Annotated in this window: 22 protein-coding genes; 15 read left to right on the top strand and 7 right to left on the bottom strand. The window is 61.6% G+C overall.

Translation table 11 applies throughout. The features are described 5' to 3' along the window. The first annotated feature begins 60 nt into the window (after positions 1 to 60). From phbB to ACQKRQ_RS39555, 4 genes are all read left to right on the top strand, one after another. Positions 61 to 804 carry an acetoacetyl-CoA reductase gene (gene phbB, locus ACQKRQ_RS39570; RefSeq protein ID WP_132374144.1) on the top strand — a complete coding sequence of 248 codons (744 nt, stop codon included), beginning with the start codon at positions 61 to 63 and terminating at the stop codon, positions 802 to 804. A gap of 27 nt (positions 805 to 831) precedes the next feature. Beyond that, on the top strand, positions 832 to 990 hold the full coding sequence (locus ACQKRQ_RS39565; RefSeq protein ID WP_165923826.1) for a hypothetical protein: 159 nt from the start codon (positions 832 to 834) through the stop codon (positions 988 to 990). Positions 991 to 1,606: 616 nt separating this feature from the next. Further along, complete coding sequence (locus tag ACQKRQ_RS39560; protein ID WP_427483109.1) at positions 1,607 to 2,791, top strand: acyltransferase family protein; 1,185 nt, start codon at positions 1,607 to 1,609, stop codon at positions 2,789 to 2,791. A gap of 202 nt (positions 2,792 to 2,993) precedes the next feature. Next, entirely contained in the window at positions 2,994 to 3,659 is a 666-nt protein-coding gene (locus tag ACQKRQ_RS39555) for a protein-L-isoaspartate(D-aspartate) O-methyltransferase (RefSeq protein WP_132374146.1), read from the top strand. 450 nt (positions 3,660 to 4,109) lie between these two features. On the opposite strand, the gene ACQKRQ_RS39550 is transcribed toward ACQKRQ_RS39555, so the two are convergent. Together ACQKRQ_RS39550 and ACQKRQ_RS39545 are read right to left on the bottom strand one after the other, a co-directional pair. Next, positions 4,110 to 4,454 carry a hypothetical protein gene (locus ACQKRQ_RS39550; protein WP_408176098.1) on the bottom strand — a complete coding sequence of 115 codons (345 nt, stop codon included), beginning with the start codon at positions 4,452 to 4,454 and terminating at the stop codon, positions 4,110 to 4,112. 232 nt (positions 4,455 to 4,686) lie between these two features. Next, a complete protein-coding gene (locus ACQKRQ_RS39545) occupies positions 4,687 to 5,094 on the bottom strand; it encodes a hypothetical protein (protein WP_427483108.1) in 408 nt (135 codons plus the stop codon). Between the two features lie 108 nt (positions 5,095 to 5,202). Here ACQKRQ_RS39545 and ACQKRQ_RS39540 point away from each other — a divergent pair, with 108 nt between their 5' ends. Then, positions 5,203 to 5,466: a DUF2934 domain-containing protein gene (locus tag ACQKRQ_RS39540; RefSeq protein WP_132374149.1), complete on the top strand. Its 264-nt coding sequence runs from the start codon at positions 5,203 to 5,205 to the stop codon at positions 5,464 to 5,466. 114 nt (positions 5,467 to 5,580) lie between these two features. Here ACQKRQ_RS39540 and ACQKRQ_RS39535 read toward each other — a convergent pair whose 3' ends face one another. The 3 genes from ACQKRQ_RS39535 to ACQKRQ_RS39525 form a co-directional block, all read right to left on the bottom strand. Next, positions 5,581 to 6,498, bottom strand: a complete 918-nt coding sequence (locus tag ACQKRQ_RS39535; protein ID WP_427483246.1) for a YihY/virulence factor BrkB family protein — start codon at positions 6,496 to 6,498, stop codon at positions 5,581 to 5,583. Between the two features lie 150 nt (positions 6,499 to 6,648). Beyond that, positions 6,649 to 7,521, bottom strand: coding sequence for an endonuclease/exonuclease/phosphatase family protein (locus tag ACQKRQ_RS39530; RefSeq protein WP_427483107.1), 873 nt, complete (start codon positions 7,519 to 7,521; stop codon positions 6,649 to 6,651). A gap of 52 nt (positions 7,522 to 7,573) precedes the next feature. Continuing rightward, the gene (locus ACQKRQ_RS39525; protein ID WP_427483106.1) at positions 7,574 to 8,173 is read right to left on the bottom strand and encodes a ParB-like protein; all 600 of its coding nucleotides are present in this window, start codon (positions 8,171 to 8,173) and stop codon (positions 7,574 to 7,576) included. 244 nt (positions 8,174 to 8,417) lie between these two features. Here ACQKRQ_RS39525 and ACQKRQ_RS39520 point away from each other — a divergent pair, with 244 nt between their 5' ends. Then, the gene (locus tag ACQKRQ_RS39520; RefSeq protein ID WP_427483104.1) at positions 8,418 to 9,077 is read left to right on the top strand and encodes a UdgX family uracil-DNA binding protein; all 660 of its coding nucleotides are present in this window, start codon (positions 8,418 to 8,420) and stop codon (positions 9,075 to 9,077) included. Between the two features lie 34 nt (positions 9,078 to 9,111). On the opposite strand, the gene ACQKRQ_RS39515 is transcribed toward ACQKRQ_RS39520, so the two are convergent. Then, positions 9,112 to 10,017 (bottom strand): DUF72 domain-containing protein, encoded by a 906-nt coding sequence (locus ACQKRQ_RS39515; protein WP_427483103.1) that lies wholly within the window; start codon positions 10,015 to 10,017, stop codon positions 9,112 to 9,114. Between the two features lie 155 nt (positions 10,018 to 10,172). On the opposite strand from ACQKRQ_RS39515, the gene ACQKRQ_RS39510 reads away from it, so the two are divergent. Together ACQKRQ_RS39510 and ACQKRQ_RS39505 are read left to right on the top strand one after the other, a co-directional pair. Next, on the top strand, positions 10,173 to 10,685 hold the full coding sequence (locus ACQKRQ_RS39510) for a hypothetical protein (RefSeq protein ID WP_427483101.1): 513 nt from the start codon (positions 10,173 to 10,175) through the stop codon (positions 10,683 to 10,685). 485 nt (positions 10,686 to 11,170) lie between these two features. Next, the gene (locus ACQKRQ_RS39505; RefSeq protein ID WP_427483100.1) at positions 11,171 to 11,548 is read left to right on the top strand and encodes a YybH family protein; all 378 of its coding nucleotides are present in this window, start codon (positions 11,171 to 11,173) and stop codon (positions 11,546 to 11,548) included. Between the two features lie 234 nt (positions 11,549 to 11,782). On the opposite strand, the gene ACQKRQ_RS39500 is transcribed toward ACQKRQ_RS39505, so the two are convergent. Continuing rightward, complete coding sequence (locus tag ACQKRQ_RS39500) at positions 11,783 to 12,526, bottom strand: SDR family oxidoreductase (protein WP_427483098.1); 744 nt, start codon at positions 12,524 to 12,526, stop codon at positions 11,783 to 11,785. Between the two features lie 98 nt (positions 12,527 to 12,624). On the opposite strand from ACQKRQ_RS39500, the gene ACQKRQ_RS39495 reads away from it, so the two are divergent. The 7 genes from ACQKRQ_RS39495 to ACQKRQ_RS39465 form a co-directional block, all read left to right on the top strand. After that, complete coding sequence (locus ACQKRQ_RS39495) at positions 12,625 to 13,527, top strand: AraC family transcriptional regulator (RefSeq protein WP_427483097.1); 903 nt, start codon at positions 12,625 to 12,627, stop codon at positions 13,525 to 13,527. Positions 13,528 to 13,745: 218 nt separating this feature from the next. Beyond that, positions 13,746 to 14,294 (top strand): hypothetical protein, encoded by a 549-nt coding sequence (locus ACQKRQ_RS39490; RefSeq protein WP_408176112.1) that lies wholly within the window; start codon positions 13,746 to 13,748, stop codon positions 14,292 to 14,294. Positions 14,295 to 14,469: 175 nt separating this feature from the next. Then, positions 14,470 to 15,351 (top strand): RNA polymerase sigma-70 factor, encoded by an 882-nt coding sequence (locus ACQKRQ_RS39485; protein ID WP_427483095.1) that lies wholly within the window; start codon positions 14,470 to 14,472, stop codon positions 15,349 to 15,351. A 169-nt stretch (positions 15,352 to 15,520) separates the two neighbouring features. After that, positions 15,521 to 16,000 (top strand): carboxymuconolactone decarboxylase family protein, encoded by a 480-nt coding sequence (locus tag ACQKRQ_RS39480; RefSeq protein ID WP_427483093.1) that lies wholly within the window; start codon positions 15,521 to 15,523, stop codon positions 15,998 to 16,000. A gap of 70 nt (positions 16,001 to 16,070) precedes the next feature. Beyond that, a complete protein-coding gene (locus ACQKRQ_RS39475) occupies positions 16,071 to 16,478 on the top strand; it encodes a cupin domain-containing protein (protein WP_427483092.1) in 408 nt (135 codons plus the stop codon). Between the two features lie 102 nt (positions 16,479 to 16,580). Then, positions 16,581 to 17,591, top strand: coding sequence for a LysR family transcriptional regulator (locus ACQKRQ_RS39470; RefSeq protein WP_427483090.1), 1,011 nt, complete (start codon positions 16,581 to 16,583; stop codon positions 17,589 to 17,591). A 264-nt stretch (positions 17,592 to 17,855) separates the two neighbouring features. After that, positions 17,856 to 17,935 (top strand): NAD-dependent epimerase/dehydratase family protein (locus tag ACQKRQ_RS39465; RefSeq protein WP_427483245.1); only part of this gene is annotated, 80 nt, incomplete at its 3' end.

Genomic DNA, 17,935 nt, shown 5'->3' with positions numbered 1-17,935 from the left:
TGACTGAATGCAGTGTGGCTCAAGTTATCTACGAGGCCAATTTTTTGCGAGGACGATTCGATGGCAAAGCAGATCGCGGTGGTGACGGGTGGAATGGGCGGACTTGGCGAAGCAATCAGTGTCAAGCTGCATGACGCCGGGTATGCGGTCGTGGTCACCTGTTCGCCGGCCAACACCGGCGCGAACGAGTGGCTCGCACGGATGGAAGCCCAGGGACGACAGTTCCGCGCGTACGCGGTCGATGTCGCCGACTACGACTCGTGCGAAAAATGCATGGCGCAGATCAAGGCAGAAGTCGGACCGGTCGATATCCTGATCAACAACGCCGGCATCACGCGCGATGCAAGCTTCAAGAAGCTGGACAAGGTCAATTGGGACGCGGTAATCCGAACCAACCTCGATTCGGTGTTCAACATGACGAAGCCAGTGTGCGACAGCATGGTCGAGCGGGGTTGGGGTCGCATCATCAACGTGTCGTCGATCATCGGCTCCAAGGGCGGCTTCGGTCAGACCAACTATGCGGCGGCGAAGGCCGGCATGCATGGCTTCACGAAATCGCTGGCGCTGGAGGTGGCGAAGAAAGGCGTCACGGTCAACACTATCTCGCCAGGTTACATCGCGACCAAGATGGTGATGGCGGTGCCCGAGGAGATCCGCGAGACGAAGATCATTCCGCAGATTCCGGTCGGCCGGCTCGGACAGCCCGACGAAGTCGCCGCACTCGTGCTGTACCTGTGCTCGCGCGAAGCCGGTTTCGTGACCGGAGCCAACATTGCCATCAACGGCGGGCAACACCTGCAATGAAGCCGATAGTCAGCAACGGAGGTTCCGATGAATGAAGCAGTGGCAATCGCCGTAGGTTCGTTCGTGATGGCGACGGCAGCCGTGTTCGTCGCCGCTCACTATCACCAGGAGCAAATGCGTCGAAAACGACTCAGACAGATGGGGCACCATCACTACTGGCGGCATTGGAGCAGCGCCCGGCATTGAACTGCGCTACCGCGCTTGCAGGCGCGGTGACCGCCCGCGGATTCTGCTGGTCAGCTCGACCAGCAGAATTCCCCAAGCCAGGACAACCGCCACCACGCCGCTTCTATAACGCGACACGCGTACGCGTGATCCTCCCATTCGTGCCATCCGACCGGATGCGACTCCAGATAGCGGTTTAACGCCCATCCGACAGTAGGAAAGAAGTGTTGCGAGGCCGATTCATGCGGTTTTTGTCGCCGCTTCGCGCACGGCCTGCAGCATGCGCTCGCGAAAAATCTCCGTGTTGGCGAAGAAGAACGTGGCATCCCACCGCGGTATGACGAGCCCCGGAATGCAGCGGCCCTCCGGATTGCGGGCGACGTCGCGATAGCCCTTTCATCTGATCGACGCGACCGCGGACGCCACGCACGCCACAGGAACCGCACAACCGCAAGCGCAACGCCGACGCCGTTCACGACCCCGTTCATCGCGACACGATCAGAAACCCCGATCGATTGCACGAACTCTCAAGCGCCATTCAGTAGCAAAAAAAGTAGGAACTTCCGCGAACCGTGCCTTGTCCACGAAGCTCGCCCCCGCCTGAGCGGGCGGCATGAACCGCGAGGAGGACGTATCGATGGAAAAAGGACGTGTTGCCGCGCTCGACGTCGGTCGGGCGCTCGCGATCGTCGGTGTCGTTGCAGTACACCTGTCGTTCCAGTTTCCCAATCTGCCGCACAGCGTCACGCTGCTGGCGCGCATGGGCCAATACGGCGTGCAACTGTTTTTCGTGATCAGCGCGATCACGATTTTCATGACGCTTGAAGCGGACCACGAACGTTGCGCGGGCCCACGTCACGTGACATTGCGTTTCTATATCAAGCGTTTCTTTCGCATTGCCCCAATGTATTACGCCGCGATCGCCGTGTATGGACTGATCAGTTACGGCGCGACGCGCTCAGGCTACGAACCCGCATGGGTGCTCGGTGCCCACGGCGCAACGGATATTCTGCTCAACGTGCTGTTTCTGCATGCGCTGTCGCCGACTGCGATCAACAACGTGGTGCCGGGCGGTTGGTCGATCGGTGTCGAGATGCTGTTCTATCTGATCGCGCCGCTGCTGTTTTTCGTCGCGATGAACCGCACGCGCTTGCTGATCGCGACGGTGTCGTTGCTGGTGCTGTCGGTCGTGGCATTGTCGATCGGTGACTGTCACGGCACGCTTGACTGTCATGTAACGAACAACTCGTTCAGCTATTTCTGGCCGCCGGTGCAAGGGCCATGCTTCATCGTCGGCATGTGGGCGTGGTACGCATTCCGCCCGCATCTGACGGGCAGATCCAGCGTGACGCGGCGCACGACGTGGCTGATTTTTTCGCTCGCCTCGGGTTTCGCGCTCGCGACGGCGGCGCTCGGCGTGTGGCTCGCGAAAGCGCACGAACTCGCGCCGGTCTTCGCCGCATGCAGCGCAGTCGCGTTTCTGCTTTTCGTCTGCTCACGCAACTGGTCCGCGCCGGGCGGCGATGCTCGCGGTACATACATGCGCCGTTGTGCCGACGCGTTGGGTCGCGAAAGCTACGGCATCTACCTGTGGCACTTCATCTGCGTCTACGCGACGTTGCACTTTTTCGAGGGCGTGTTCGGGCAGAGCGGCCGGGAGACGTCGCTTGTGCTCTTCGTCGCGACCGTGCTGGCCGTGCTCGCCGCGTCGTATGCGTTCTCGCGCGCCTGCGACCGCATGATTCAGGGACGCGCGGCTCGTCTGTCGCGCAGCATTCTCGCCCATGTCGACCGGCGCTTCCATCTGAGTAGCCGGGCGTGATGAGCTGCACGTGCAAGCGATTCTGAGGCACGTCAGTTGCTGAAAAAAGATAAAGGGGTGTGAATCAAAAATCGGAATTCTGCCGTGAACACACCTGTCTTCTTTCTCCGGTCAAGTCTTTTGGCATTTTCCGCGCTATGGTGATGTATGGTTGGGCAGCCCCCGGGACAGCGAGCCGCTGCACAACAAGGGGAGAAGCACTGTGCATGAAGATCTGGCGGTGTCGCGCGAAACGATGGTAGAGCGGCAACTGATTGCGCGCGGCATTGCGGAGCCGCGCATTCTTGACGCGATGCGGCGCGTGCCGCGCGAGGCCTTTCTGAGTCCCGATCTGCGCGCATGGGCTTATGCCGACGCAGCCCTTCCGATCGAAGCCGGGCAGACCATCACCCAACCGTTCATGGTAGCGCGGATGCTGCAGGCGGCGCGGCTCAAGCCGGACGACCGTGTACTGGAAATCGGCACAGGTTCCGGCTACGCGGCGGCCGTGCTCGCGGAAATCGTTGCACACGTCGATACGGTCGAGCGTCATCCGCAACTCGCTGAGAGCGCGATGGACCGGCTCCGCACACTCGGCTACGACAACGTGAACGTCTACACCGCGGACGGCACACTCGGACTGCCGGCGCATGCACCGTTCGATGCAATCGTCGCCACCGCATCCGGCCCGGGCGTGCCGCCGGCGTGGAGCGCGCAACTGCAGATTGGCGGCCGGATCGTGATGCCGGTGGGTCCGGGCCCGGAGCATCAGCGGCTGATCCGGCTGACTCGTAACAGCAGCACGACTTACCACGAGGAAATGCTCGACCTCGTGCGTTTTGTACCGTTGATTGGTGCTCAGGGCTGGGGCGACATCGAAGGGAAGTGAGTCGGCGTGGACGTGGACATCATCCGAAGCGCCTGCGAGGAATCCGTCCGATGCATCTGTCCGTGAGCAGGCTGCAACGCCCGCGCACGGTGAGGGGCCGCACGCGCGATATCTCGTGCGCTATGCGAGATCTGTCCGTGAGCAGGCTGCAACGCCCGCGCACGGTGAGGGGCCGCGCGCGCGATATCCCGTGCGCTATGCGAGTGGAGATCACAATGGTCAGCACATTGACGAAAATTCTTCTCATCGTTGTCATTGCGGCGTCGTGCAGCGGATGCTCGCGCAAGGACGACAGCGGAATCGGTGTTCCGGGTGGACACAACGGCATCGGCAACAGTGCGTCATCGCCGAGGGCGGACACGGATTCCTGAGTTCTCCAGGTGATCCGTCGAGCGCGGCACGCGTGCGCGCAAGGTACTCGTCAGGCGGCGGAAGCGAGCAGGGAATTCTTTACGCCTGAGGCAATGCGCAGGGACAAAAGTACGCATCGAGCGCCCACGGGAGCGCGACCAGGCGGCCCACCATCGTTGCGAGTGTATCGGGCGACACTGCCGCGAACGTAATGGTCATTTCTTCGAAGCTGTGACGGCGATCCACACGGATCCGAACGTGGTCCGCCTGGGGCGCCTCGCAACCGAGAACCTGCCACGCGGCAACGACCCTCAAGTTGCCTGCCTTTGCACGCACGGTGAGCCGGTAACGATCGTGCTGGAGCGGTGCGCTGTCCCGGGTTGTCATCCCCTGCACGGCGGGATCGTCCGGTGCCGCTTCGATTTGCTCGTCGGTCGATTGCATACTGAACTCCGGATGGCCGGTCATGCGGGACAGGAGCCAGAGCCGATCGGCCGCTCGCAGGACGTCCGCTGTATGAGTATCGTTATAGTCCGCGAGTTCATCGAACGTTAGGATTGCGCGTCGAAATCGACAACATTCTGTGCGCCGGGGCGTGGCATGCGTTGCCATGCTGCGACTGCTTAGTCGATAGAAGGGCAACCGGCGATTTCGTTGGGCTCAAGCCCTTAGCGGTTTATAGAAGAAAACACGTGTGCCCGCGAATTTTTACGCTGCGTTGCAATTTGTGCAAAGCATCGTAGGCCGTATGAAAACCGCATCTTCGCGACGCGTCTGTGGGCATGCTTATTGCACCGTTGAGGAGGGGCGGCGTGTTGTTTGGCCGCGACCCCGAACCATGAGGAGATTCAGCGATGAAACCGAACTTCAGGAACGTCATGGTGATCACGGCAATCGCGATACTGACGATGGGCGGCGCAGGCTGCAAGCGCGCCGACAACAGCAGCGGTGCAGGTGCTGATGCCGGCAGCAGCACGGGAGCAATGAGCGCTCCGTCTGCCGCGAGTGGCATGAGTGCCGGCGCATCGGGCGCGAGCCAGTAGCTCTGGTCGGCGCGCAGCTCGCCTTCACTGCCATCGCGCACGAGTCGATTGCGAACGGCAGCAAGGCGCCGGACAGGCAGCGATATCGGCTCGCATCGCCGCACGCCGTCTGTAGCGCGGTGCAGCCGAATTTTATGGAGAAACGCAGCATGGACAACGATCTCGAAGCTCGCATTCGCACCCGGGCGTATCAGCTCTGGGAAAATGATCCGTCGCCGGACAGCAACGCCGAAAAGCACTGGGAGGAAGCGCGCCGGCAGATCGAAGCCGAGGGCGATGATGCGCAGGGCAGTCCAGAACCCAACGTCGATCAATCGGCGGATCGGGAGCGGGGCGGCCGGATTGCGCCGGAAGAGCAACTGCAGGACGTGCCCGGCGGCGATGCGGATGCGGCAGGTAGAGAAAAACGGTAGCGCCGGCGTTGCGCGGGCGCGAGCGATCGCAGATGCGGCTCACTCGCTATAGCGTTGATACAGGAGGCTCGCGGCCTTGAATGTCCCAACTTCACCGGTCGTTGTTTTGGTCATTCAATGCGCTGCGCTCAAGTGAGCCTTGACGTCCGCGGCGTTGCCGTCTTTCGGCGTTTGACCCAGCGAAGCAGTGACCTCCGCGCCAAAAAGAAAAACGACGGCGCAAAAATATAGCCACATCATCAGCACTGCAAGCGAGCCCGCTGCGCCGAATGCGCCCGCCGTTCCCGCGTGGGCGAGGTATAGGCCAAACAGGTGCCTGCCCACGGTAAACAGCAACGCTGCGATGGCTCCTCCTATCAAGGCGGAGCGGAAGTTGACTCGCTTGTCAGGTAGCCACTTGATCAGCGCTCCCAGTCCGAAAGTCATTATCACGAGGCCAAAAATAGACTGCGCGACGTCGGCAACGACGCTAAGGGTCGAACTGCCAAATACAGCACGGCCCGCTGTCTGTATCGCGGCGTCGAGGACCAGCGAGACCACCAGCAGAAAGCTGAGTCCCATGAGCAGGCCGAGCGAGACGAGTCGCGCCCGTATCACCCATGCCAGGCCGGCTAGGCCTTTAGGCGATTTCGCCGCAAAGACCACATCGAGTGCCGTATTCAGGCACGAAAACGTCGCCGAAGCCCCGATGAGCAGCAGCACGACAGAGAACGCCGCAGCCACGCCACTGCCACTCGAACGATGCGCGTGTTCGACAACGGCCTGCATCGCACTGGCAGCCTCGTTGCCGAGCAACTGCCTGATCTGGCCGAAGAACTGGCCCTGTGCGATGTCGCGGCCGACGAACCAGCCCGTAATCGCGAGAACGATCAGTAAAGTCGGAGCCAGCGAAAACGCGGAGTAGAAGCCGATGCTCGCGCCCATCATCGCGCACCGGTCCGACGAAAATCGTTCGACGGCGTCCCTCATGACCGCCACTGCGTTGCCTGCCCGGCTGGATCGGGAGCCGGCGTTGCGTCTCTGATATTCCATGCTGTTCTCCCGCCGGCTCGTTGCCTTAAGTGTCCAGGGGTCGAGCAATTTCCGAGCCGCCGGAACGTCAGGCACTCAGTCTTCTTCGAGGCGCTGCGCAAATATTCAACGACGAGTCCGATCCGTACACACTTCGTTAGCATGGACGACCTAACGCAATTCGAGCCACATTGGCTGATGATCCGAGGCCTGACTGTCCGGATCGACCTCGCAAGCCGCAACGCGTGATGTCAGGTCGTCCGTTACGAAAATGAAATCGCAGGCGAATGCACCATCCGGCCACTGCTCGTGATCATATAAACCCACCGTCGGGGCGCGCGGCGCGCGAGGGTGGGCGCTGGCCCACGCATCGATAAAACATGGGGCATCGGCGATCGGTTCAAGCATCCGGCAATACGCGCTGCTTTCAAACGCACTGTTGAAGTCGCCACAGACAATCGCGCTCGTAGGCCGCGCTGTGTCGGAAAACGGGCTGTCGATTTTTTCCGCCCTGGCGGGCGCCCGTGCATGGTCGCACGCTTCCCTGTGCAGCTCCCGTAGTCTGGCGAGTTGCGCGAGCCGCTGCTTCTCCGAATAGAACTCGAGATGCGTGGAGGCCACCCGTATCGCGCCGATATCGGTTTCGATCACGGCTTCGAGCGCCACTCTCAGCATCGACGGTTTGGCGGGATCCGCAGGCCACGGCAGGGAGTGGCGCAACACCTGCCTGACGGGCAATCGCGTCACGATTGCATTGCCGAACTGACGGCGATGATGGCTCGCGCCGAGCGCAGGAAGATCGGATCCCACTGCGTCGAGCACCGCGAACTGCGGAAGCAATGCGGCCAGTTCGGCGAATTGATCGGCGGAGGGGTCGCCGGCCAAACCTCCCGACATCGGGTCCTCATGAAAACCGCGCGTGACTTCCTGCATGCAAAGGATGTCGAAATCGCACAGCGCGCGCGCTTCGCTCACGATTCGGGCGAGGTCGACCCTGCCGTCCACGCCGCGTCCCCATTGAACATTCCAATTGACGAGTTTCATGGCGGCTTCATCTCCATTCGGCTTACGCCCGCGGGTTCCTGTGGTGCAGAGGCTAACCGTCCGTGTCCGGACCGAGGTAGCCGGGCATTCCCAGTGCCGCGCTGCTCTTTGCCAGTCTGAACGCTTCGTTCACTAGCGCGGCGAATGTCTCGTCGCTGTCCGGCCGCGGCAGAGTCGAGCGAAAGAAGTCGGCCCATCGGAATTCTTCCAGAGGGACACTGGTTTTTTCATAGCCGCCGGCATCGCGGACTGCCGCTGCGAGGCTGCGGTACTCGTCATCCGCCAGCGCCCAGATGTGTTCCGGTAAATCGGAAAACGGCCGACGTCTGCCTTCGGCGTCGTACGGGAACGTCCATCGTTCGTTTTCCATGCTGAGCCAGAATGACGCCTGTGAATAGGAGGACAGATCCCTGACCAAAACAATCGGCACGGACTTGATGCCCACGTGCCAGAGCGCGGCGGCCACGTGATGATGATCGATCGCAAACGGCGCGTCATTCGGCCCGTAGACCACGGGTATCGGTTTCTCTGCGATGGCCATCTCCAGATCGTGCCCGCTCAGCGCTTTGTATTGTTTGATTTTTTCGCGGACCTCCCGTGCGCCGTGTGTCATCTGGGTGGGACGTAGGCGTTCGATTTTTAGAGTGGTCATGCCGGTCTCCTGTCGACCCGAGTTGGCGGATGTTTTTGAACCTACCGCAAGATGCATACCGTCGGCGCTAGGGCGGGATACAAGCGGAATTACCGATGCCCCCAGCGTTGGCGCGCCATGCAGTGAACATCCATCAGCCGGGCCTGTGTTTTGCTTCCAGACCGAGGCATAGCGGTATGCAATTCAACAGCAGGCGTTGCATCCTCCGACGCCTCGGAACGCTTTCGGCTCCCCACAACCGACCATGTCTGAAGACGAACCGAAGAGCCGTCCGCGCGGCAGCACGCAGGCCGACCCGGATGTCGAGCGCGACCAGCAACCGGCGACGTTAGACGAATGCCGCCGTTGCGCGCTATGGCGCAATGCGACACAAGCGGTGGCCGGCGAAGGGCCGAAACATGCGGCAATCATGTTGATTGGCGAGCAGCCGGGGGACGCCGAAGACTTGCAGGGCAGACCGTTCGTCGGACCAGCGGGAGCACTGCTCGATAAGGCACTCGAAGAGGCCGGGCTGGAACGCAAAAAGGTCTATGTGACGAACGCCGTCAAACATTTCAAGTGGACGCCGCGTGGCAAGCGTCGCATGCACAAAACGCCGGGACAGCGGGAGATCGAAGCGTGCGGATACTGGCTCGAACAGGAACTGCGAAGTACAGCGGCGCTCGTGATCGTCGCGTTAGGCGCTACTGCGCTAAAGGCGGTGCTGAACGATTCGCACGCGCGGTTACAGGACACGCTCGGCCAAACGATCGAGCACGGCGAGCGGACGGTTGTTGCGACGTATCATCCGTCGTTCGCATTGCGCGCGCCGGATGCCGCAACGCGGCAACGCGCGTATGAAGCGATTGTCTCGGCGCTTCAGGACGCGGACAAGCTGAGTCGCAAGCACAAGCGATCCAATTGATGCCTTAGCCCACGCTGAACCGAGCGCCTTGCGCTTACGCCGCCGATTGCGCTGCCTGTAAGCCAAGCCGTTCCATCAACCGTTGCGCGTCGAATGGCGCATGTGTTTTGGCGTCGTTGTCGAAATAGCAGTACACGTCCCGCCGCGCCCGAGTGGGTGGACGAAGGTGCGGCGCGATCAGCCGCGCGTCGGCTGGCTGCGAACCGCGGCGCCATGCATCGATCCGGGCGGCCCAGTCGTCTAACGCTTCGTCCGTGTAGGCGCCGGAATACCGCGATTCGGTGCCGTGCAGTCGGATGTAGACGAAGTCAGCGGTAACGTCTTCGGCCAGCGGCCACGGTTCGGTCGAGTCGGAGACAACCAGCGCGGTTTCGTACTCCCTGAGCAGATCGACGAAGGCAGGGTCCATAAAACTGGCGTGGCGTACCTCGATGGCGTGGCGCAGTCTCCGCTTGCGGTCCATCGCGAGATACGGCGTCTTGACGCGCTCATCGTGTTGCTCCGCCAAAGAGAGCGCGGCGGCGGTGTCGCGAGGCAGAAAACGTAAAAAGCGTTCCATGGCCGCCGGTTCGAAGCGGAACGAAGGCGGGAACTGCCACAGAATGGGCCCGAGCTTTTCGTTCAGCGAGATGAGGCCCTGCGCGAAAAAGTTGGCACTGGCGACTCGCGAGCTGTCGTCGCGGAAACGCAATAGGTGCGTCAGATACCGCGCACCTTTCACGCTGAAGACAAAGTCGGCAGGAGTCTCGGCATACCAACGCCGCCAACTGTCGAGCGACTGAAGGCTGTAATGCGTACCATTGATTTCAATGCTCTGGAAAAGCGACGACGCGAACTGCAATTCGGCGGCCTGTTTTAGCCCATGGGGATAGAAGCTATCTCTCCATCCCTTGTAGCGCCAACCGGAAATGCCTATGCGTACGTCGCCAATTTGTTTCATGGGTACATCGCGCGATTGCATGCGTGGACTGAATTCAGACGAAGCGAGCAACGCCTGTTCCCGCGCTGGCGGTACATTCCAGAGTGCAGTTCATGAGGGATGGGCCGCCTCATTGCGAGGCGCTTAACAACGGGACCATCAAGGAGCAAGAACTCGTGCCGAAAGCCTCTCCATCAACTGCGTTTGGAATTTTCGAGCGGGTGGTCATTAGCCTTTACGACGGCGGCGTTCTGTCGCCAGCGGTGCTAGAGCGCGTCATTGGCGCGTTCGCGCAGGCGGGTGCCGACTGGCATGGCACTTCCACTGGCCGTTCAGTCGACGGCCGCTCGCTGCATGAAATCGTCGTACAGACAATGCTTCCGCGCGATGACCTGCAGTCGGCTTCAACATCGTTCATGACGGTGGTCGAACACATCGCGGAAAGCGTGCTTTCGGCTAGCGCTGCGAGCAAATCCGCCAAGGAGGCTGAACCACGGCGTACCAGAAGCAAGAAAACGTCCGACGCAGACGAAGACGAAGACACCGGCACGGACGAACTGTTGGCGCAATTATCGGGCAGCGCACAACCAGGTAAGCGACGTCGCTCGAACAAAGCCGATACGCCGGCCAGGTCGAGCAGTTTCAATCCGTTTCTGAATGCGGCGCTGCCGCGTACGAAGAAGTCGTGACAGCACACTCGAGGCAAGAGGCTGGCGCAACGCAGCGTAGAGATATGTCGGTACGCCGGGGCCGAGGAGTCCCAAGACCTTGGCGCGAACCGCGTTGACCGAAATCGCGCGGATAGCAACGTTAACCCTGGAAATTCGGTGCCAAATTTGATTGGAACGACGCGTAGCGGACGAGCGCTGAAAGGGCGTGACGTGTAGTTTTCCGCGCACCCGGAGTGGGTCTTACGGTTGATGCGCCGCAACAGCCGATCAGGGGCGTCGATCGAGGACGGAAGGCCGGAACAAGTGCATCATCCTGGAACGGAGGGCCTTCGCCGCCTGATGACGGCACCCGGCTTACCTGTGAGTACACGGACGACGATCGGCATCCTAACCATCCCCCTTTGTGCGGAAGGCACCCAACATGCGGGCGTCATTGCGCATTCGGCCGGTCCAACCCGGTGCCCGATGGAAGTGCCCATCGGGCCGAAAAGATAGGAGGCAGCATGCCCGCCATGAATCCTGAAGAAATCTGTCGCCTGTTCCAGCAGTACATGGCCGAGGGCGATCTTGAATCAGCGTTGAGCGTGTACGACCCCGACGCGGTCTTCTTGAATCAATCGCGCGACGTCAGCAAGGGCCGGGAAGGTTTAAGGCAGGAGTTGGCGCCCCTCGCGGCAATGAAGGTTCGCTTCGACTTCAAGGTCAAACAGGTGATCGAGACCGGAGACATTGCGCTGATGCACACGGAGTGGACAGTCTCCGGACCGGAGCCGATGAAGGTGTACGCGATCGAGGTTGCGCGCCGTCAGCAAGATGGCAGTTGGCGCTGGCTGATCGGCGACCCTTTTACGGTCGGCAGGGAGTTTGGCGCTGGGAAGTAGCCCGTATTGGCCAAAGGCGATTTCGTGCTGATGGCGTTGCCGCGCGGGCAAGGGGAGAACGCTGTGCGCTAACCGGTGCCGTCCGGTTTAGCTGGCCTGTAGCATCCCCAATCGCAGCCTTTCGAACGCAATCGCAACGGAATGTGCCACCGGCCTCGAATCAAAGGCTATAGCCGGTCGTCGCCACGAAGAACGCTCACGGCGACGACAAACCTCGGCGTCTGCGTTCCCGCTTCACCGTGAATTGGCCCACGCGATAGCGTCGGCACCGGCGGCGATGCGAAGCGGGCTCGTCGGATCGTTCGCTGCGCGCCACACGGCTTCCGCCACGTCGAGCGAGCGTGTGATTGCCGACTCCTGCTGCCATTGGGCGAAAACGCGCTGCGCCAGCTCCGAATACGCTTCGGGAACGCCGCTCCGCATGCGGGACTGTGCATTCTCGCCGAAACGGGTTTCCGGCGCGCGTCCCGGCAGGACCAGGCGCACGCGCACATTGAATGGCTCGAGTTCCAACGCGACGGATTCGGTGAACGCGTTGATCGCCGCCTTGCTGGCGGTGTAAACGGAAAGCAGATGCAGCGGCCTCAAGGTCACACTCGAGGTGACGTTGACGACGACGCCTGCTTTCCGTGCCCGAAACTTAGGCAGGACCGCCTGGGTCATCGCTATCGTGCCGAGGGTGTTCGTTTCGAAGACTTCGCGAGCGATGTCCATCGACGTGCCTTCGAGGGCGTTCAGCACGCCAATCCCCGCGTTATTGACGAGCACGTCGAGCGGCCCGGCCGCGTCCACGGCGTGACGGATGCTTTCAGGGTCTGTCACGTCGAGGGCGAGCACGCGCAGACGCTCGGAGCGCGGCAGAACCTCCTCCCGCGGCGTGCGCATGGTGGCGACGACGCGCCAGTCGTGATCGAGGAAATAGCGGGCGGTTTCGAGGCCGAATCCGGACGAGCATCCGGTGATCAGGACGGTTTTCATGGCGATTCCTGTAGAAGGTCGAAGTACCGAAACGATAATTCGCCCTTGGTGGACTTGCTACAATCGAACGTCCAGTTTTCATTCGAAGGAGTCCGGCTATGGTCGACCCTCTCGCCGAGATCGTCACGCTGCTACAGCCGGTCGCCACGTTCTCGAAGGTGGTCAGCGGCGCCGGTCGCTGGCGTGTTCGCCGCTCGGACGCCGGGCAGCCGTTCTACTGTGTGATCCTCGATGGTTCGTGCCGCCTCGTCACGAACGGGCGCGAGCCGGTCATCCTTCAGGCAGATGATTTCGTTCTGATCCCGGAGGTATGCGGCTTCACGATGTCGAGCCTCGAGCCGCCCGACCCGGAGGACATCGATACCTCGCCCGTCGCGCTGCTCGATGGCGGATTCAGGCTGGGCGTCGAGGGCGACCCAGCCGACGTTCAACTGCTCGTCGGCCACTGCGTGTTCGGTTCGCCGGACGCCGCCTTGCTGGTGTCGCTTCTTCCTGAACTCGTGCACGTTCGCGGCGAGCGCAGGCTGGCCACCCTGGTGAAGCTCGTGAGAGAAGAGTCTCGCGAGCAGCGGCCCGCGCGGGATGTCGTGCTCGCGCGCCTGCTCGAAGTTCTTTTCATCGAGGCCCTCAGGTCGACGGGAATGGCAGCGTCGCCCGGCCTCGTGCGCGGGCTCGCCGACGGACGCCTTGCGCTGGCGATACGTCAAATGCACGAACGTCCTGACAAGTCCTGGACGGTGGCGCAACTGGCGGCGGCAGCCGCGCTTTCCCGCTCGGCATTTTTCGAACGCTTCAGCCGCGCGGTAGGCGTCGCGCCGATGGAATACCTGTTGTCCTGGCGCATGGCCCTGGCCAAGAACCTGCTGCGACGGAAAGATAGCGGCGTCGCGAAAATAGCGGAGCGCGTCGGCTACAGTTCGGCGAGTGCGTTCAGCGTTGCATTCACTCGCTATGTCGGACTACCGCCGACTCAATACGCACAAGAGCAGAGGGATACGTGACGCCCATAACGAACGCTGATGCGGCCGAGCGGTCTGCACATTTCAGGTAGTATTTGTTCGCGGTGAATCGCACGTCGATTAGAACAAGTCATGTATTCGACGCAAGACGCTCTTGCCAATCAGGCCTGTACCCATCAGCTTCGAGTGTCCCGGGCATTACTGCGGAGCGAAGCGGCGCAGGTGTGCGCCGATGCCGGACATCAGGATATTCACAAGCGATGCACGGACGGTTCAGTTCGCTGACATGTCGCGCAAGAGTTTGGCTATACAAAGGAACCGCAACCGGTTACCACCGAAGCGCAGCCGCTCCAGGAGGATCTGCCATGAATACGAAGCAGGGTAAAAAAGTACATCTCGATGCTGCTGCATCGCATCACGAGCAAGCGGCGCGATTTCACCGCGAGGCATCGCAGTACTACGAGGCGGCCAAGAATTACGATCACGCGGCTCATCAGGCCGTGTTGGCGCAAGGCCATGCACTGTTCGCCATCGAGGAGTCCAATCTCGCCGCCAAGCATTCCGGCGCGCCATTGCCGGCCGGGTCCGTTGAAAGCGGGCTGACTGCCGCGCAACACCATGCGGCGGCGTCGGAGCTTCATGGGCAGGCGGCGCAACATCTGCGGCGCGCGGCAAAAGTCTTCGATGAAGACCGCAGCGCGGTCGCCCATGAAACTCAGGTGGGTTTTTCTCTTGCGTCACGGGCGCTCGCGCATGGCAACGAAGCAGCCAAGCAATATGTCGCGTCGCTGCGGGAAAAAGGAGTTTAGATTTTTACCTGAAACGAAGCCGCGCTCTGCAAGTGAGTGCGGCGAGCTCCAGTTTCTGTAGATCGAAAGGACACAATGCCTGGCGTATCAGGCTTGTCCGATCCGTGGCAATACTTTGCTGCCAGCAATCTCTTCGGGCAGCGTTTGTCCTTTCAACATAACAGGAAGTCTGTGCATGGACGAAGATGCACGTGCCTTTAACGGGCTGCGCCCGCGACTCCAGAAGATTGCGTATCGAATGCTGGGGTCGGTTGCCGAGGCCGAAGATATCGTGCAGGACGTCTGGCTGCGTTGGCATGCGACAGCCCGTGAAGCCATTGATAACGCGGAAGCGTGGCTGGTCTCAGTTACGACTCGCATGTCCATCGACCGTTTGCGCGCGGCGAAGATTCAACGCGAACACTACGCGGGCATCTGGTTGCCTGAACCGCAGATGACGGACTTCCCGGCTACGCCGGAGGAGGCCACGGAGCGCGCCGACGACGTCTCCGTGGCGTTTCTGGCGCTGCTCGAGCGGCTGACGCCGGAAGCCCGGGCGGCGTTCCTGCTGCGCGAGGTATTCGACGCCGACTATGACGAAGTCGCACAAGCCATCGGCAAGACTGAGGCGGCGTGCCGTCAACTGGTCAGCCGTGCAAAAACGCAACTACGCGACGATCGTCCGCGCTATGTGGTGCCGCGCGAGACGCATCTCCGTTTGCTGGGAACGTTCGCGCAGGCGCTGCAGCGCGGCGACTTCCACGCGATCAACGCGTTGCTGGCCGAAGACGCGACGCTGATCGGCGACGGCGGCGGCAAAGTCCAGAGCTTCCCGAAGCCGATGGCGGGTGGGCGGCGCATCGCGCAGCTTTTCTACGCGTCGTCGCGGCGCTATGGCGACGAACTCAGCGTCAAGCTCGTGGTGCTCAACGGTCAATGGGCACTGTTGCGTTTTATCGAAGGCAAACTCGAATCGGCACAGTCGTTCGAAACGGACGGCGAGCGCATCGTTCGCATCCATGTGCAGCGCAACCCTGACAAGCTCGCACGCATCGCGGCGGCACACGCCAACGGCTGAACGCCGGTCTCTCTGCGGCGCGTCGATTGGTGTCTCGCGGGCAACACCGTGAGCGCGTCCACCGGCCTACCGTGACACGCCGCCCTGGCCTACGATGAATTCGTGCGGCTCACTGCCGCTAACGGCACCTGCAAGGCAGGGTGGCCACTCATCGTCGCCAGGAGAAAACATGACGCAGCGTATCAACTATGTGCAGCAATCGCCGGAACTGTTCAAGAAGTTTTTCGAACTCAGCAATCTGCTGAAAGACAGCGCAATCGAAGAATCGATCCGTGACCTGGTATCGATCCGGGCGTCGCAACTCAATGGCTGTGGATTCTGTCTGGACATGCACGTGAAGGAAGCGCGCCTTCACGGCGAGCGCGAGTTGCGCGTCCATCACCTCGCGACGTGGCGCGAGTCGACGCTTTTCTCCCCGCGCGAGCGCGCCGCCCTGGCGTGGACGGAAGTGCTGACCAGGCTTCCCGAATACGGCGTGCCCGACGATATCTACGAGCGCGTGCGCACCCAGTTCTCCGAAAAGGAACTCTCTGACCTGACGTTCGAAGTGATGGCGATCAACGGATGGAACCGCGCGAATGTCGCGTTCAAGACGGTGCCGGGTTCGTCGGACAAGGCATTCGGTCTGGACAAGGCGAACCTCGTCTGAGCGAACGCGTCTCGCTGGTTCTTCAGTTAGGCCCGCACTGGCGGGCCGCGTTACTTGAGGACAAACTATCATGCTTCGTTTGAGAAATACGGCTCTGGCCGCGCTCGTCATCGTGGGCGCGTCGTTGGGTGTGGCCCACGCCGAGGCGCCCGCCGCAATCGTCACGCCGCTGATGACGCAGCCGCTCGACGACTATCCGGGCAAGGAAGCCCTGATGATCAGCGTCGAGTACCCGCCGGGAGCGGCGGATCCTGTGCATCGGCATCATGCGCACGGTTTTATCTATGTCCTGGAAGGAACGATCGTGATGCAGGTCAAGGGCGGCAAGGCCGTCACGCTGACACCCGGACAGACCTTCTATGAAGGTCCAAACGATGTTCACACGGTTGGACGCAACGCAAGCCAGACCAAGCCGGCCAGGTTCATCGTGCTATTGCTAAAGGATAAGGGCGCGCCCGTTCTGGTTCCGGAGAAATAGCCGCCTCTGCGCGCCGCATCCGGTTTAAAAAAATGGTGGACCGTGTCACAAACGGCAGCGCTGATACGTCTAGTCGCTATGGACTTCACGAACCGCGCTTCCATGTCAGACAACCCGCCACGCCGTCCCATCGCCGGCGCCGCCGACCCGTTCGCAAGCAGTTTTGCGACCAGCTACGCCGGCGTCGTTTCTTTTCTGGCCGTTGCCAACGAAGGCAGCTTTGCCCGCGCGGGCGATCGCCTCGGCATCGGGCGCTCCTCCGTTAGCCGCAACGTGCAGAAGCTCGAGGCCCAGCTCGACGCGCGCCTCTTCCTGCGCACAACGCGCAGCACGTCGTTGACGCGCGAGGGCGAGCTTTTCTACGAGAACTGCCAGCCTGGCATAGAGCGCATCGCCCAGGCGCTGGAAGACATGCGGGAACTGCGCAACGGCCCGCCTCGCGGCCATCTGCGCATCGTCTCGACGCCGGGCTTCGGCCGCAAGATCGTGGCGCCCCTGCTGCGGGGCTTTCATACGCGCTATCCCGAGATCGCCCTCGAACTGCTGCTGAACGATCGGCCCGCCGACTTCACGGCCGATCGCGTCGACGTTTCGTTTCACGACGGGCGCATGGAAGACAGCGGAATCGTGGCGCGCCAGCTGATTCCGATGCAGATGCTCGTGTGCGCGTCGCCGGCTTATGCACGACAACACGGGTTGCCGCGGCATGTCGATGAACTGGCGAGTCATCGCTGCATCAACTTCCTGACCGCGTCAGGCCGCATCAGTGAATGGGAGTTCAAGGTCGACGGCCTCCCGCAGCGGCGCCAACCCGTCGCACAGCACATATTCAACGACCCGGATCTGATCGTGCAGGCGGTGCTGGACGGGCTGGGCGTTGCGCAGTTGCCGGCGTACCAGGTTTGCGACCTGCTGGGCGACGGGCAGTTGGTCAGTTGTCTCGCACAGCACGCGCCGGAAGATGGCGGCCACTACATCTGCTATCTCAGCCGCAAGCAACTGCCCGCGCGGGTCCGCGTGTTTGTCGACTATATGACCGAGCATACGAGAGCGCTCGACCTGCAGTGTCTGACCACGATCAGGGCGCGATCGTCGTTGTCGACGGTCGAATGACGGCATCCGAACGACCTTGTATTGATTGATGCTCGTCATGCAACACGGTGATGCTCGTCATGCAACACGGTGCGTCCCGCTGCGGCCCTACCGCATGACGCAGTGCATGCCTACCATGCTTTCTTTACGGACGGCGCGCGAATCGCGGCCCGTCCGGCACAGCACCGGCAAACCCATCCGCACCTTCCGCAATGCGATGCAAAGCCGGGAGTCGAACAAATGGCGGCGGCGCGAGAGCCGCGCGCAAGCTCATGGAGAGACATCGTGAAGATCGTCGTGATTGGTGGCACGGGACTCATCGGCAGTAAAGTCGTCAAGAATCTGCGCGCGCGCGGTCATGCGGT

This window comes from Paraburkholderia sp. NPDC080076 (assembly GCF_050281145.1).
GTDB lineage: Bacteria > Pseudomonadota > Gammaproteobacteria > Burkholderiales > Burkholderiaceae > Paraburkholderia.
The sequence above is the reverse complement of the archived record's forward strand: the minus strand, read 5'-3'. Positions and strand labels throughout refer to the sequence as shown.